The following is a 16,499-nucleotide window of genomic DNA, read 5'->3' on the forward strand; positions in this document are numbered from 1 at the left end:
ATGGGAATTGCTTCCAACGGTTGTGGTAAAGAGACAGAGCTTGTAAACTGAATAGCTCCCCAACTGAGAAAAATGACATGGACCACAAGGGATAAAGCCAAGCCTCGTTTCATACTATGATAGGAGTCTTTGTTCATTCTTTATGCCTTACTTATGCCTTACATTTTTTCATTTTTAATCACTCTATGCTCTTTTAAAAACATCTTAAAAACAACCGGTTATGCACAATTTTATTACTTATTATTTATTGTGCTAAACTTGCTAACGCAACTTGAGAAAACCCCGCTTTTTGAATATCTGCCAGCAGTTTTAATACTTGCTGATATTCAACAGTTTTAGCAACCCGTACAAAAACCCGTTGATCTTTTTGTGTAGCATCTGCTTCCAGAAGAGTTTTCAGGTGTGCAATCAGGGACTGTGACGTTTCATAATAATCTTGATTAATGGCAAAGCGCCCTTGCGCGTCAAGTGAAACCGTAAGAGGTGTTTTTTGAGCTCGTACGGGACCCGCTTGACTACGAGGCAAATCTAGAGGAACACCGTTCACTAAAAGGGGGGCAGAGACCATAAAAATAATCAACAAGACCAGCATGACATCCACAAAAGGAGTGACATTGATCTCACTCATCAGTTGGCTTCGTGAATGATGCCGCCTACGTGTATTTTTGCGAGAAGAAGAAGCAACAGAAAAGCCCATGGGATAAGATCCTTTTTATAAAGAGGAAGGTGCTGTGCGTGTTTCATCAATACGCCGCGATACAATTGTTGAAAATTCATCGGCAAAATTTTCTATTTGTGCAATGATGCGCGCACTTTCATGAGTCAACTTGTTATAAGCAATAACAGCTGGAATTGCTGCAAACAAACCAATAGCGGTTGCCAAAAGCGCTTCTGCAATCCCTGGCGCGACAATGGCAAGTGATGTATTTTGAGAAGCTGAAATAGAAAGAAAAGACTCCATAATACCAATAACTGTTCCAAAAAGTCCGATAAAAGGTCCCGCAGATCCCAGTGTCGCAAGAAAACTTAATTTTGATTCTATTTTTTCACTTTCACGTCCCAGCGTCAAATCCATAGCCTTATCAATTCTGCTCTGCAAACTTTTCGATGTATGGGTCCCTTTTTCAAGAGATTTTTTCCATTCAACCATTGCTGCCATAAAAACTGCGGATATACTATTGGTACGTTGACTTTTGCATGATGCATAAAGATCTTCTAGCGCTTTGCCAGACCAAAATGTGCGTTCAAACTGCTTTATTTCACGCCGTATTCTCCGATACGTAAAAATTTTATCAAAAATAATTGCCCAACTCCAGATAGAAGCGAGCAGCAACCCGATCATAACACCTTTCACGATCCAACTCGCTTGCATAAACAAATGCAACATTCCAATTGTTTCCGGATTTGTTAGTTCACCATGCGGCATAATTTTTGTCCCTCTAAATGAAAGATGCATTTTTAAAATTTATAAAACAGATTATTTTATAGTTTCTAAATTTAAGTAAAGACTCTAGTCTCACATAAATCCATGCGCTAAAACAAGACTTGTTTCTTAAATTTCCTTAAAAAGTGATGACGAGAGACATCCCTCAATGCACGCCCCTCTCATTTCACAACAGCATTTATGAAAAATATAACGATCAGGATTTCTCCATAAATGCTATAAAAATAAAAGACATAAAAATGCATGATATAAAATCTATTATGCACCCCATCTTTACGCTTATGAAAAGAACGCTAAATCATCATACGCGTTTTAAGCTTAAAATACAGCGATAAGTCTTAGCACTTGAAAAGATTCATAAGAAGCATTTTATTCCTTTCTTAAGTATTTTTGTATCCACTCACCAACTCCGCTTGTGACATGTAAGAAAATGTTTTTGATTAATTCGCGGCAATAGAGCTTGAAAAGAAAAAATTTTACAAGTTTCAGAATTATCTAAAAGTGACAACGCAATGAATTATCATTGTAAACAAATATGTTATCATCATAAAAGATGACGCTTTGCCTCAGGCTATTATTTCTCTCATTTTCCATCGAATTGAATACGGGGTACACCATCGGGCACAAAAAACGATACTAAACCACCCTACCACACCTCACAACAATGCGCCTCCCCCATGCACCCCCCTATTATAAGTCCTATATAATCTAGTGTAAGTCTCATGTAATCTCATTGTGTTGTGAATTAGCCCCTTTCAATGCCTATCATCTCTCTGGCACCATGGTATAACGTACAAGCTTCCGTGACATGAAAAAAGCCTTTTCACGTCTTTACTTCATGAAAACCAGCTTCTTCGCTCTCTTTGCTCACTTGCGATATTTGATCATTATTGCATTGAAAATGATACATAAGGAACATTTTTACAATTTTTTCAATGATTTTTATTGCTCTCTTATGATGCGTAAGCAAATGATTTTAATTGTTTCAACATGAACAGATTTGAAATGTAAAGTATTTTATTCTATTCCTCTATTAGGGTTTGTACCCGTGAGAAGTGATAATTTATCTTTCTAAGTCAATATATTATATAGAATAATATGCTTTTGAAACTTTAAATCAAGAATGCATTTCTGCTTTGTATACATTGATCTCTCACTCATTTACTACGCTTAGAAGCGCACATAAAGTGATGCATTATAGATAGAAATGGATGAAACACGCGCTCTTGTGATGCCAAATGACAATCCAGTAAAAAAAACAAATCAAATTGCTTAAAAACACCCTTTGGGTGTTTTTAAGACAATTTTCGACCTAATGGCTTATTATCACTTTATTGCAATATTGCGCTGGGTATGTGCATTTTTATAAAAATAAATCTTAATCCATTTTTATTTCTTTTTATATTTTGTACTTTTTCGCTGCTTTCCGATGCCAACAAACCTTTCTTCAAAAGAAAGAAAATATCTTGAGTTTATAGAAGAAAATGGATGATATGACATTGTTTTTGAATCATAACATGGATAGGGCGTGTTTAATTTTGTGGGATATCATCTTCAATTTATTGTAGTTATTGTAGCAGAGGTGCTTTCTTTTGCTGTATCGTGTAACCTTGTTAGAAAACATCTAGGCTATGATAAATGTATAGTCTTAGATTATAGATTACTTTATATCTGCTGATCTCTCCTGAAACTCGCTAATTCAATGAATCACACTTTTAACCAAGCATTTTTGCAAAAAGTTCTTTGGGTAAACGTCGCGGTTTTGCCTCCTCATTAATCAGAGCAATTTCAACTTTGGCTGTTACCAACGTAGTCATCTCATGCAAAATAGATTGCTCCATAAAAAAGCGGGCCCCTTGGATATGAGTAACACGTGTTTTAACGACTAAAAGATGATCAATTTTAGCGGGTCTTGAAAAATTAATTTCCATATGACGAACAACAAAAAACAGTTTTTCCCCCTCACCCCCTGCTGCTAACATCTTATTATTAAAACCGGTATCCCGTAAAAACTCTGAACGTCCTCGTTCAAAAAACTCAAGATAACGCGCATGATAAACTACACCGGAAAAATCTGTATCCGCAACATAAACGCGGACCTGAAAATTATGAAAAGCGTTTGTATGATTGCTCTTAAAAGGTGTTATTTCTGTCATCGACTTCATATCCCATAAAATCATCTAATATAGCAAATTATCTATCAATCAAAAGATTGAACACATTTTTGTGTTGAAGTTGTGAAAAGCAAAAAATCTTTAATAGTGCCAAACCTTTTTAGCCAGAATATGCTAAAAGAAGGCACGTCTCTTGTATTTTATGACCTTGCTATAAAATATTCACATAGTTTCTTTTAATAAAGAGAATGTCTTAGTCATCTTCCCCATCCCATAAAGATGTCTGAAGTGATGAATTGTCTTGAGCATCAGAAAGTTGAGAACGCCTTTGTATAGACGTTGTAGAGGCTGGAGCAGAAAGCCCTAAATGGCTCCAAGCCTTTTCAGTTAGAATGCGTCCACGAGCGGTTCTTTGAATAAAACCTTGTTGGAGCAAATACGGTTCAACAATATCTTCAATGGCATCGCGTGGTTCTGATAAAGCAGCAGCAATCGTTTCAATCCCCACCGGTCCCCCTAAAAAAGTTTCCGCAATCAGGAGCAAGTAGCGGCGGTCAAGCGGATCAAGCCCAAGATGATCAACCTCAAGGCGCGAAAGGGCTTCATCGGCGATTTTTTGGTCAATTTGTTTTGCCTGTTTAACCAGAGCAAAATCACAAACGCGCCGTAAAAGCCGTCCGGCAATACGAGGCGTCCCGCGTGCTCGGCGTGCAATTTCATGAGCACCATCATCACTGATCTTAACGGCAAAAAGTCGTGCATTACGCTGCACAATATATTCCAATTCTTCTATCGTATAAAAATTGAGACGAATTGGGATGCCAAAACGGTCTCGTAGAGGTGTGGTTAAAAGCCCCAAACGTGTGGTTGCTGCCACCAAAGTAAATTTAGCCAGATCAATTTTCACCGAGCGTGCGGCCGGCCCCTCCCCAATGATCAAATCAAGTTGATAATCTTCCATGGCTGGATAAAGAATTTCCTCAATCGCCGGATTTAAGCGATGAATTTCATCAATAAACAAGACATCACGTTCTTCAAGATTGGTCAAGAGAGCTGCTAAATCTCCTGCTTTAGCGATGACCGGCCCTGAAGTAGAGCGAAAATTAACGCCTAATTCTTTTGCCATAATCTGTGAAAGCGTTGTTTTTCCCAACCCCGGTGGCCCTACAAACAAAACGTGATCCAGCGCTTCTTGCCGCGTTTTTGCTGCTTCAATAAATATTTTTAAATTAGCCCGCGCCGCTTCTTGACCAATAAAGTCATCGAGAACTTGTGGCCTCAAGGAACGATCTGGATCGTTAGGAAGGGGGGCGGAACCCAGAAGGCGTTTATCTTCATCTTTATGCATTGTTACCTTGATTTTAAGTAGGAGAAGAAAGCAATTTGAGACTATGGCGGATCAGCAGGGCAGAAGAAACAGTTTCCCCCTCAAGAGCATTCATCGCAAGAGCAAGAGCACGAGATGCATGCTCCCGTTCAAACCCTAGCTTCATCAACGCGGAAAGCGCATCATGCGCAGGTTGATTGGTCATCTCACGCTGAGAAACCGAAACAGTCTTGACAGCTTGTTCAAAGGGGAGTGTTTTACTTTTCAGTTCACCCACAATTCTTTCACTGACTTTTTTACCAACGCCTGGCGCTCGACTAATCATCGCAACATCGTTTAAAGCAATAGCCTGTGCAAGTTCATCTGGCGATAAAGTACCCAAGATTGCCAAAGCAACCTTTGCCCCTACTCCAGGAACATTTTGTAGAAGACAAAACCACTCCTGTTCAGCTCTTGTAGCAAAACCAAAAAGACGGATTGCGTCTTCCCGAACATGCGTTTCAATAAAAAGGCTTAACGCCTCCCCAACAGAGGGTAAAGAAGGACGCAGCCGATTTGACACAAAAACAACATACCCCACACCGTGAACATCAAGAAGGATATGATCATCAAAGATATGTTCAAGAGTGCCCTTTAATTTGCCAATCATGCTTCCACCCCACTCATATCGCCATCCTTGCCTGATAAGATCGGTCAATACTGTTACGGTGCATACTATGACAAAGAGCAAGAGCAAGAGCATCAGCCGCATCACTGCTATCAAATTCAGCCCGTGGGAGGAGAACTTTGACCATCATATGGATTTGTTCTTTAGCCCCATGTCCAACCCCAATAACTGATTTTTTCACTTTGTTGGGCGCATATTCAAAAACAGGAAGATTTGCTTGCGCAGGAACCAGCAGTGCAATTGCACGCGCTTGGCCAAGTTTTAAAGTTGCTGTAGCATCTTTGTTGACAAATACATGTTCTACAGCGGCTTCATGGGGCATAAATTGATGCACAACCTCTGAAAGACCTTTGTGGATCTGACATAGTCTGGAAGCCAGCTCACACTGTACATCAGAAGAAACCGTCCCTGCTGCAATAAACTGAAGACGATTACCCGCAACATCGATAACGCCCCACCCTGTACGCCGTAATCCGGGATCAATGCCTATAATACGAATCGTCTCTGCCATAAACTACAGTCTATACACTTTTCCCCCCTGTGAATAAAGATGTGAATAAAGACAAGACCACAAAGAAAACAGCAACCCAAGACAAAACCAGTAAAAAGATAATCATATCCCCCAAATTTATACAATTATAACACACAACGAACAGCATCTTTATGGAATACACTTTATGAAGCATAACTGAAATCAATCAAAACCATTCACACATCACAAGCAAGCACCTTATCAAGCACCCTCTAAAGCATAAAAATTCCCTTTCTGTATCATTTCCAATGCCATAATGGTTAAACATCGCAAACGAGCAAATAGATCAGTGCTGGATTGCACATTCATAAGTATAAAGAGGCTATGCAATGGATAGTATACACTTTACGGAAACTTTTTACATTATAGCATGACGCTACCACAATAACTCAACACATTGATTTACAAAGATAATTAATTATTTTGTATGTTGCATAAGAATCCCGAATATCCTAAGATTTTCTCATTACAAATCTGTTTATATTGAAGCAATCAAAACCATTCTCTTACATATGAAACGTGGGATTGCCGTATAGAGTGAAACTGTACAAGACAGGACTAAAAATGCCTCTAATGAATTGTCTCAAGTTCCAAAAGCTGTTGCAACATTGGGGACTGGCAAAGATGATGATAGTGCCGGCTTTTTCCTTTGCAAGCGTAAAAATGAGAGAGGCTCAACGAATGTGAATAAGAACTGAGAGGTGTTTTTGAGTACACTCATCACACCACAATGACATTGCATATAGAGGGACATTGCATGGGGGCACAGGGAACCCATGGGGCATTCATTATATGGCACTTTATTTTGGATATTTTACTTTACGCGAGGAAAAATAACTTCCATTCAAAACAAAAGAAGCCCCAAAACTGCAACAATGTGTATCATCCTCATTAACACACACTTTACAGCAGCTTTATAGGCATAAATTATAGAGCATAAATAAATTGATGTACAAGCCCCTGCTCTATCTCAGAGCCAAAACAAAATCACACGATAGATCAACAGAAAGTGTTCCAGCTGCAATCAACCAAAGTCGATTTCCCACAAAACCAACCATACTCCATCCCATGCCATAATTTACAATCAATACCTATACCCTTCAGCTATAAGCTCAAGATATTTCTACGCCAAATAGAAATTAGGCAGAAAAAAACACTCTAGTTTGGTTTTAGTTGTGAAATTTCGGTTGTAAAAAAAAATGGGTATACTGCTCTAAATATCGTAAGAAAGAAGCAAGGAGCTATTCTTCTCAGCACGCCCAAAAGCTGTTTTGAGCAATTCGATTTATTTTCCCACTAGATTATCATCGTTCAAGATAAAGCCACCGCTTATTGACCAAAGTGCTTAAACTACAGCAGCATCTCTAAATGAAAAAAATGCACGCTTCTAAACGTAATGAATGAGAACAAATTGACGGAAAGTTTCTGGCAATTCATGCCAATGAGGGGTTTCAAGTTCCAATGTCGGTGTATGAAGTGACACTTTTACAATTTCTTTTTTTTATTTGTTCTGATGATATTTCTCCTTCGCACAAAGCAAGGGGAGTCCCTCTAAGAACGCCCAAAGGCTGTTTTGAGCAATTCGATTTGTTTTCCCACTGGATTATCATCTTCTAGAGCAGAGGAGGCCGCAGTTTCCCACCCAGCACGCATATAGGTTATGCGCGCTTCTAAACGCAATGAATGAGAAACAAATTGGCGAAAAGTTTCTGGCAGTTCTTGCCAATGAGGGGTTTCAAGTTCCAATGTCGGTGTATGAAGAGATACTTTTACAATTTCTTTTTTTATTTGTTCTGATGACATTTCCCCTTCACGCTCTGCGCGAAGAAGAAGGAGTTGAGAAGCGATTTGCATAAGTCGTGTACTTAAATACATAGCCTCTTTCGCATAAACTGCAGAAACCTCTGCCGAAAGAGAGCGTGCTACTAATTTCCCTTCTGAGTCAATATACGCTGCGGTTTTTTCAATCAGCGCCATTGTTTCTTCATAGAGACGATTAAAAGCATTTTCAAAAGCATTATGCTCAATCATGATAATAGGTTCATCATATGGACGTTTATGTACACTCACGCTTTTATACTCCAAGTATCAGCACAAAATCACACCCCTTAACGAATAGAGTATTAAAAAGTTTCTTTTGTTGCTGTATAGAACGCTTTTTTTTAAAACTGCTACCTCTTTTAATTTTTTTGCGCAACGCACTTTTTATACTAAGGTTAACGTGCCCAATAAACACTACAGGAATATTTTTTATAAACGGATCATTTTCCTTGAAAAGGACCACTGCCAAGATTGCCGTTTTTCACAATAATAAGCGACTCCAAATTGCAAAGCAATACCCGTTATTATTAAGAGGGTATCGGAAAAAAACGTTTCTGTCATCACTGTTTTTATAATTTGTCCAAACATCGCAAAAATGGTTCCCGTTACAAAGACCGGTAAACTATGTTTTCCTAAAATTGCTAAAGGATGTTTTGGAGAGACATAAAACCATTTATTGATGCGCGGCAAAGAAAGAATGAGAAAGGCTAATGCAAGAACATGGAGTAAACGTGGCAAGCTTAAAAAGGTTTTATTAAAGTTCAACAATGGGGAAGACCAGCCAAGCCACCCCAAAATGCCCCACCAATTTAAGCGAACCCATAACAGCGCCAACAAGAGATACGCTGCCGCACAAACAATCCAAAAAGACTGAAAAGCGATTTTTTTTCCTTGTTTAAGCGCTAAAGTACTGGTCAATCCTATGACAAATAAGAATTGCCAAGACAAAGGATTTAAAAACCACTTTCCCTTTAAAGGATAAGAAGGAGGAGCAATTTTATAAAATCCGCAGATAAGATACAGTGTAAAGGAGCCCAAAAGCAGCCATTTTGTCTGCTTACAACTCAAATAAAGGATAAAAGGCGCAAAAAACATCAAAACGATATAAAGAGGAAGAATATTATTATATCCCAATTGATGCCCAAAGCTTAAGGTACTCAAAAATGCGATACCAGGCTCTTTAAAAAAGAGTCCCACATTGTTCATCGATAAAAGTTTTTCTGTTCGCCATAATAAAAAGGCAGCAAAAAAAAGACTTAACGTGACAAAAGTCGTAAAAAGATATGCCCCATAGAGCTGCAGAGCTCTGTACCAAAGTTTTCGGATAATAAAAGCAAAGGATTTTTGCTGTAACCGTCCATGAAAGCTTAACCCAAGAGCAATCCCTGAAAGCAAAACAAACACTTCTGCACAATCAGAAAAACCGAAATTTCTATGAGTAAAAGACTCATAGATCGTTCTGGGAATATGGTTGATGAAAATCGTCAATAAGGCCAAAGAACGAAAAACGTCAATGCGTGTATCACGATGAGAAGGTTGAGTATTATGCTCAAGAATACCTTGGTACTTCATCAGTGGACTCCCACACGTTGCACCCCCCTTGAAGTCCCATAAAAATGGTGCTTACCCTTATTGCCAACAAGCATGAACAGGATGAAATTTTAATTTTTAAGAGTCAAGTTTCATTTTAAGCGTTTATTTTTTTAAAAGCAAAAGTTTTTTAAAGGCAAAAGAACGAAAAGCGTCCATACGTGTATCACAGCGAAAAGGTAACATATTATGCTTAAAAACACTCTCATTTCTCATAAACAGGCTTCCACACACCCACAAATCCTTTAAATTACGTGAAAATGGTGGTCACTTTCATCGCAAATAAGCATAATAGAATGAAACTTTAATTTTTAAGCGTTATTTTTTCTAAGAAACAGGGATTTGACATGACACAACAAAAAAATAAACCAATTGATCCACCTCTTTTCCCTCAGTTGATTTTAACACTTGATGTTCGGCGCAACACCCCACACACATTTTTGCAGCAAATTTTGCAAACAAAGTCTTTTGCATGCGTCATCCTCTATGATTCTGAAAGGTTGAAAGATGATGGCTCTTTTTTACAACAACAAGCGCAAACTTACGCAGAAGATATTCAACATCATGACGCAGCCCTTCTCATCGCTGATGACAGCCGCATTGCTGGGCGCATAAAGGCTGATGGATTACACATAGAAGATGATCTTAACGCTCTTGAAAGCTTCAAAAATCAGCAAAAGGAACAAAAAATCATAGGCTTTGGCAATCTACGCAATCGCCATAGTGCTATGCTTGCAGCGGAAACAGGTGTTGATTACCTGTTCTTTGGAAAACTCGGGGCTGATAAAAAACCCCAAGCGCACCCCCGCAATCTCCAGTTAGCAACATGGTGGGCAGAAATTATGCAAACCCCCGCCATTATCCAAGCAGGAAGCGATTTTTCAACCTTTGATGAAGTCTTAAAGACTGGATGTGAATTCATTGCTGTAGAAGAAGTGATTTTTGGGAACGACACCCCCTTAATACTGCTTAAAACAATGCAAGAAAAATGTGAGAAAACCCCCTTGTAATATAGGAGGAGAATTTATAAATAAAGCGTTAACTTTCGTGTTTCTTATATAGAGAACATAATGGAATATATAAATAGGAGAAAAATTCGTTTCGTTCATTCACAATTCAATCAGATCGCTTCATCACGCAGTAAAATTTCCCATCATTTAGTCAAGTTTTCCCACGTTTCAATCAATTGAATGGAAGGTGACCGTCTTTTTTTGTGCATTGTATAAGAAAATGAAATCATAAAGCTATTTAAATTCAAATAGTTATAAAAATAAATCAACATTTTATATTAATAACCAGCGATATTGAAAGAATATAAACAGTGAAATATAGCGGCACCTTCGAAGACCTTAAAGATATAGTTAAAACAGCTGGATATAAAATCATAGAAACTAAGTTTCTATCACTTAATTCTTCTAAAGGATATCAGATCAAAACCTCCGAAGGAGGCGTTATTAATTGGTATGAAAGCACAGGAACAATCAACGTTCAAGGCAAAGAAAACATAAAACAAAAGTTAATAGAAGATTTAGCAAAGCATCTAGAAGAAACATCAACGATTCCTTCCTCAAAAACTGCCTCCAATCCTTCAAATAAAAAAATCTTTATCGTTCATGGCCATGACCATATTGCTCTAGAGCAACTTGAACTTATTCTTCGCAGGCTTGGTCTCGAACCATACATCTTACAAAACACGAGTGGTAATGGTTTACCCATCATTCAAACTTTGAAAAAAGAAATTTGTGACAGTTCTATAAGTTTTGGTATTGTACTCCTCACGCATGATGACATGGGTTATGCTATATCTCAAGGTGCAGAAAAAATTCAACCCCGTGCACGACAAAACGTTATTTTCGAAATGGGCATGTTAGCTGCCGCACTTCCTCTTGAGAGGATTGCTATTCTACAAAAAGAAGGCATTGAAATGCTTTCAGATGTTGGTGGAGTTTACTACCTTTCTTTTAAAGAACACGTAAACGAAACATTTCCCAAACTTATTAAGCGCTTACAAAAAGCTGATTTCTCTTTTAATACAGATACAATTCATGCATTAAAGTAAATTTGAATAATGCTTATGTTTATTTTTTAAAGCGCACGCCCAAAACCACAAGGCACTCCACCACATTCCACAGACACACATCCTATAGCACAGAGAAACGATCACTCCCCACTCTTATTCAAACAGCAAGCGATTGTGCAAATTTAAATGAAGAGACCGCGTGTGAATTCATTACCGTGGAAGAAATCATTTTAGTCTCTTTGATAAACGCGGGGCTGATGTCATGATTTTGACAATCATTCCAGAGAGATTTAAGAGGCAGATAGCCTCTCATAAAAAAACAAATTTTGTAAGTAAAAAACTATTTTTATTGTAAATTTCCTGAAATTACTTTATGAATTAAAAGATGTTTTGGTCGCATACGCAACGACCAAAAGGGGCCTTGAAAACCCTAAGTTCTAGCGTAAAGATGAACCCACTTTGTGGGTATCCCGGAATTCCGGGAGTTTTTGCTATGTCCAGGTGCTTTAAGCACTAAAAGCAAAAAGGCTGACTAGAACTCAGTATTTTCAAGCTCCCGGAATACTCATGCGAGGGCGCTCGCGACCGGCGGGGGCTTTAAAATGCAAACCAAAGATCTTGATAATGATCTTTTCATTGGCAAAAAAATTCGTTTGAGACGAAAAATGCTAAAAATATCTCAAACAACTTTAGGGCACGCTTTAGGCGTAAGCTTCCAACAAATTCAAAAATATGAAAAAGGCTTAAATCGTGTCAGCGCAGGGCGATTAAAGAAAATTTCCGATATCTTGAATGTTCCACTTTCCTTTTTTTATGCCGATATCTTAACAAAACAGCAGTCCCCATACCACCATGATGAAATCGCATCAAGCACAGAGGAATACCTGCTTCTCAAAAGATTTAGAATTCTAACAACGGTAAAAAAGAAAGCCTTTTTACAGCTGATCTCTGATGAGAATGCAAGCTAACATAACGCGATAGTGTGTGCTATTCAAAGTCCCCTTTGTGAACACTTTATTGCTTGAATGCAAAACATGCCAACTCCCTGTTTTAAGAAACGACACGTTAAGAGACACTATTTTAATTTTTATTGTAAATTTCCTGAAATTACTTTATGAATTAAAAGATGTTTTGGTCGCATACGCAACGACCAAGAGGGTCTTGAAAGCCCGAAAATCTAAACATGAATTTACCCCACTTTGTGGGTATCCCGGAATTCCGGGAGTTTTTGCTATGTCCAGGTGCTTTAAGCACTAAAAGCAAAAAAAGCTGATTAGATTTCAGTACTTTCAAGCTCCCGGAATACTCATGCGAGGGCGCTCGCAACCGGCGGGGAAAAATGCAATCTCAAAATCTTAATATTGATCTTTTTATTGGCAAAAAAATTCGTTTGAGACGAAAAATGCTAAAAATGTCTCAAACAACTTTAGGGCACGCTTTAGGCGTAAGTTTCCAACAAATCCAGAAATATGAAAACGGCTTAAATCGTGTCAGCGCAGGGCGATTAAAGAAAATTTCCGATATCTTGAATGTTCCACTTTCCTTTTTTTACGCGGATATCATTACAAAACAGCAGTCCCCATACCACCATGATGAAATCGCATCAAGCACAGAGGAATACCTGCTGCTCAAAAGATTTAGAGTTCTAACAACGGTAAAAAAGAAAGCCTTTTTACAGCTGATCTCTGATGAGAATGCAAGCTAACATCACGCGATAGCGCACGCTATTCATAAGCATTCATACGTATTTTTAAAAACAACCTCCATTGTAAGCATGTTTTCATTTTAGGGGGGAGAAACCCTTGATATAATAGAAGATAAGCATCTTTACACACGATGCCCCTTTATCATTATTATTTTTAACAGGACTGTTTTAAATAGTCTGTCTCTCGTCGACATTTATGCTACTTTTTTTAATTTACCCAAACCTACCTTGAACCAAGACGAAAAACTGAGAGATAAAAAGTAATATAGAAATGAAATTCTTATACGGCTTGTAATGATGAAAAAAAAATGTGAAAATTCTGATCGGTAATGAGGAGAAAACACCATGATCAAGAGAAGCGTGAAGCTGCTTATCTTAGGCGTGATTGGGCTTGCAAGTTCTGCTGTAAGTTCAGCGGGAAACACTGAAGAAATCTCAAATTCTGAAAGCTCTTTCAATACGATTCAAGAAGCTTCAAACACTCAAGAACCCTTTCAGCCCTTAAAAGCTGGAGACTATGACCAAGCCTATGACTATTACATCCAAGGTTATTATTTAAAAGCTTTTCGTGAAGCACTCCGACGTGCTGAAAAAAATGATCCTTTTGCACAAACTCTTCTTGCCCGAATTTATATGGAAGGATGTGCTGTTCCTATTGACGGTGCGCGTGCTGCTCTATGGTTTGAACGCGCTGCAAAACAGGGGGAACCCCAAGCACAACTACGCTATGGACTTATGTTGTTTGATGGTAACTTTATAAAACAAAATCAAGAACTTGGTGCGCAATTCATTCAAAAAGCTGTCAAAGCAGGCGTCAAGGAAGCCTATTTTTATTATGGACAACTGCTTCTTTATAAGGCCTCACAGGAAAAACAAGCTCTCCCTGGTGTTTCTTCCCAAAGTCGTGAAAATGAAGCAATAGAGCAAGCCTTAAAATGGTACTTAAAAGGTGCTGCTCTTGGCGATGCTGAAGCGGCTTTTTCTGCTGCAAAAATTCTTTCCTTAGGCACGTTAAAGCGACCAAAAGATGATCGCAATGCCCGCAAGCTCATGGAGGTAGCGGCTCAAAACAACCACTTAAAAGCTCAACTTCATTTAGCACAATGGCTTGTACAGGGGCGTGGAGGAGAAACAGATTTTCAGCGTGCTTTTCATTTACTTCAAAGAAATGCTATCAACATGGTAGCACCAGCACAGATTTCCCTTGCAAGGCTTTATCGAGATGGCACAGGAACAAAAGGCGATATAATAATGGCAGCGGCATGGTATATGCTCGCAAAGGAGGCAAAAATGCAAGCTCCTGATCTTGAAATAATGCTCCAAGGCATGGATAAGGCACAACTAGAAAAAGCGCACAAAGAAGCAATAAAGCTCCTTCCTGTTTTTTAAATACTCCTCTCTGCATCAAAAAGATAAAATTTATAGAAATTCCGGGAGATTTTGCTCTGTCCAGGTGCTTTAAGCACTAAAAGCAAAAAGGCTGATTCGGATTCAGTATTTTCAAGCTCCCGGAATACCAACGCGAGGGCGCTCGCAACCGGCGGGGGCTTTAAAATGCGAGCCAAAAATCTTGATAATGACATTTTCATTGGTAAAGAAAACGCACTGGTATCATTTGCTTAACAAACAATACCCAATAAGCAAAAGAGCTAGGCTATCCTGAAAATTCCGCAAGCTCTATTTTTTCATTCTTTTTGCTTGGATGAAAAACACGCCGACTCTCAGTAAAAAGCTATTTTTTATTGCCAAGCCTCCGAAATTACTTTACATATTGAAAGGTGTTTTGGTCGCATACGCAACGACCAATAGGGCTCTAAAAACCCGAAACCTCGTACATAAATTTACCCCGCTTTGCGGGTATCCCGGAATTCCGGGAGATTTTGCTATGTCCAGGTGCTTTAAGCACTAAAAGCAAAATGCTGATTCGAGGTCAGTGTTTTTAGACTCCCGGAATACCAACGCGAGGGCGCTCGCAACCGGCGGGGGCTTTAAAATGCGAGCCAAAAATCTTGATAATGACATTTTCGTTGGCAAAAAAATTCGTTTGAGACGAAAAATGCTAAAAATGTCTCAAAAAACATTAGGTCAACATTTAGGTGTTACTTTCCAACAAATCCAGAAATATGAAAACGGCTTAAATCGTGTCAGCGCAGGGCGTTTAAAAGAAATTGCCGATATCTTAAATGTTCCACTTGTCTTTTTCTATGCAGATATCTTAACAAAACAACAGCCCCCGTACTCTCATGATGAAATCGCATCAAGTACAGAGGAATACCTACTTTTAAAAAGATTTAGAGTTCTAACCTCGATAAAACAAAGAGCCATTTTACAATTACTCTCTGATCAAAATGAAAGCTTTTAACATCATAATATAGGGCGCTACACTCTCTATTCTTGACTTGCCTCCCACCCCTCAAAGGACAGAAGCCCCTTCCCTATCCAGTTGGGAAACAATCCGTCTTCTCAGAACAGAACTCTTTTAGCTTCCCATTTTATGTGGTTCATTTCACAAGATTATCCGGACAAGCTCTCCCTCAAATATTCACCACACACTCTCATAAAAACATCACATGTACAAAGTTTTATGTCTTATAGCACCACACCTCAAACGACAGTATTTTACAGCAAACAGAATAAGCATTCATACGTATTTAAAAAAAGACAGCCCTCAAAAAGCAATGCTTGAAAATTTTTTTGGTCGATCTGGAATAACACTTAACACATCATTTTATAATGGTGATGGAGGACATGATCTTAACATGCAAACGCAAAAAATTGCTTTTTTATCATAATCACTAAAAGCAGCTGTTTATTAAAATATACGCCACCAGAAGCACTTCAAGCAGCCTTTACAGCTGAAACCATTATTCATTGATTAATTAACCGATTGATTAGATACCGATATGTTGTTAATGTGCTATAAGTAAAGTTGCTCTTAATTTCTGGAAGAGGAGCTTCGCAAATAAAGAGCAACAATAAGTAAGGGGAATTAAAGATGTTAAAATATTTATTGCTGTCACCGGTTGTGTTGGTGGCTGGTTGCGCATCTGTAGGCAATTATTCATCAAATTATGTTGATCAAAGTCTTACAAAGCGTCAGGCACAATTAGTTGCTAACAAATTTATTAGCGGTAACAAAGGGTTTTTACCACCAGCTACAACCACACTTCTTATAAAGAAAAATAATACAGCAGACAGCTTTACTCCTTTATTTATCAATCTGTTGCGACGGAATGGATATAATGTGATCTATACAGATCAACCTCAAAAGCAACAAAA

General features: G+C 38.4%; 16 protein-coding genes. 7 read left to right on the forward strand and 9 right to left on the reverse strand.

Features of this window, described 5'->3' with window-relative positions; genetic code table 11:
* Positions 1-244 precede the first annotated feature (244 nt).
* The 9 genes from tolR to ACFIL3_RS07310 all read right to left on the reverse strand — a co-directional run bounded on the left by tolR (position 245) and on the right by ACFIL3_RS07310 (position 9,477).
* Positions 245-697, reverse strand: coding sequence for a protein TolR (gene tolR / locus ACFIL3_RS07270; protein ID WP_375611761.1), 453 nt, complete (start codon positions 695-697; stop codon positions 245-247).
* A gap of 15 nt (positions 698-712) precedes the next feature.
* Positions 713-1,426 carry a protein TolQ gene (gene tolQ / locus ACFIL3_RS07275; RefSeq protein WP_375606538.1) on the reverse strand — a complete coding sequence of 238 codons (714 nt, stop codon included), beginning with the start codon at positions 1,424-1,426 and terminating at the stop codon, positions 713-715.
* A 1,733-nt stretch (positions 1,427-3,159) separates the two neighbouring features.
* Positions 3,160-3,600: a tol-pal system-associated acyl-CoA thioesterase gene (ybgC, locus tag ACFIL3_RS07280; protein WP_375611759.1), complete on the reverse strand. Its 441-nt coding sequence runs from the start codon at positions 3,598-3,600 to the stop codon at positions 3,160-3,162.
* 211 nt (positions 3,601-3,811) lie between these two features.
* The gene (gene ruvB, locus ACFIL3_RS07285; protein WP_375613207.1) at positions 3,812-4,906 is read right to left on the reverse strand and encodes a Holliday junction branch migration DNA helicase RuvB; all 1,095 of its coding nucleotides are present in this window, start codon (positions 4,904-4,906) and stop codon (positions 3,812-3,814) included.
* A 13-nt stretch (positions 4,907-4,919) separates the two neighbouring features.
* Positions 4,920-5,534, reverse strand: a complete 615-nt coding sequence (ruvA, locus tag ACFIL3_RS07290; protein ID WP_375611757.1) for a Holliday junction branch migration protein RuvA — start codon at positions 5,532-5,534, stop codon at positions 4,920-4,922.
* A gap of 13 nt (positions 5,535-5,547) precedes the next feature.
* Positions 5,548-6,063: a crossover junction endodeoxyribonuclease RuvC gene (gene ruvC, locus ACFIL3_RS07295; protein WP_375613206.1), complete on the reverse strand. Its 516-nt coding sequence runs from the start codon at positions 6,061-6,063 to the stop codon at positions 5,548-5,550.
* Between the two features lie 986 nt (positions 6,064-7,049).
* Positions 7,050-7,172 carry a hypothetical protein gene (locus ACFIL3_RS07300; RefSeq protein WP_375681987.1) on the reverse strand — a complete coding sequence of 41 codons (123 nt, stop codon included), beginning with the start codon at positions 7,170-7,172 and terminating at the stop codon, positions 7,050-7,052.
* Positions 7,173-7,635: 463 nt separating this feature from the next.
* On the reverse strand, positions 7,636-8,154 hold the full coding sequence (locus ACFIL3_RS07305) for a DUF1465 family protein (RefSeq protein WP_375620987.1): 519 nt from the start codon (positions 8,152-8,154) through the stop codon (positions 7,636-7,638).
* Positions 8,155-8,334: 180 nt separating this feature from the next.
* On the reverse strand, positions 8,335-9,477 hold the full coding sequence (locus ACFIL3_RS07310; protein ID WP_375674834.1) for an OpgC family protein: 1,143 nt from the start codon (positions 9,475-9,477) through the stop codon (positions 8,335-8,337).
* Positions 9,478-9,842: 365 nt separating this feature from the next.
* On the opposite strand from ACFIL3_RS07310, the gene ACFIL3_RS07315 reads away from it, so the two are divergent.
* The 7 genes from ACFIL3_RS07315 to ACFIL3_RS07345 all read left to right on the forward strand — a co-directional run.
* The gene (locus ACFIL3_RS07315; RefSeq protein WP_375681988.1) at positions 9,843-10,505 is read left to right on the forward strand and encodes a thiamine phosphate synthase; all 663 of its coding nucleotides are present in this window, start codon (positions 9,843-9,845) and stop codon (positions 10,503-10,505) included.
* Between the two features lie 311 nt (positions 10,506-10,816).
* Positions 10,817-11,554: a TIR domain-containing protein gene (locus ACFIL3_RS07320; RefSeq protein WP_375681989.1), complete on the forward strand. Its 738-nt coding sequence runs from the start codon at positions 10,817-10,819 to the stop codon at positions 11,552-11,554.
* A 563-nt stretch (positions 11,555-12,117) separates the two neighbouring features.
* Positions 12,118-12,483, forward strand: a complete 366-nt coding sequence (locus ACFIL3_RS07325) for a helix-turn-helix domain-containing protein (protein WP_375681990.1) — start codon at positions 12,118-12,120, stop codon at positions 12,481-12,483.
* 371 nt (positions 12,484-12,854) lie between these two features.
* On the forward strand, positions 12,855-13,220 hold the full coding sequence (locus ACFIL3_RS07330; protein ID WP_375666261.1) for a helix-turn-helix domain-containing protein: 366 nt from the start codon (positions 12,855-12,857) through the stop codon (positions 13,218-13,220).
* A gap of 345 nt (positions 13,221-13,565) precedes the next feature.
* Complete coding sequence (locus ACFIL3_RS07335; RefSeq protein ID WP_375611748.1) at positions 13,566-14,609, forward strand: tetratricopeptide repeat protein; 1,044 nt, start codon at positions 13,566-13,568, stop codon at positions 14,607-14,609.
* 604 nt (positions 14,610-15,213) lie between these two features.
* On the forward strand, positions 15,214-15,582 hold the full coding sequence (locus ACFIL3_RS07340; RefSeq protein ID WP_375632054.1) for a helix-turn-helix domain-containing protein: 369 nt from the start codon (positions 15,214-15,216) through the stop codon (positions 15,580-15,582).
* Positions 15,583-16,215: 633 nt separating this feature from the next.
* The coding region (locus ACFIL3_RS07345; protein ID WP_375681991.1) for a hypothetical protein at positions 16,216-16,499 on the forward strand (284 nt) is incomplete at its 3' end.

Origin of the sequence: Bartonella sp. CE47NXGY (assembly GCF_042195415.1) — a bacterium.
Classification (GTDB): domain Bacteria; phylum Pseudomonadota; class Alphaproteobacteria; order Rhizobiales; family Rhizobiaceae; genus Bartonella.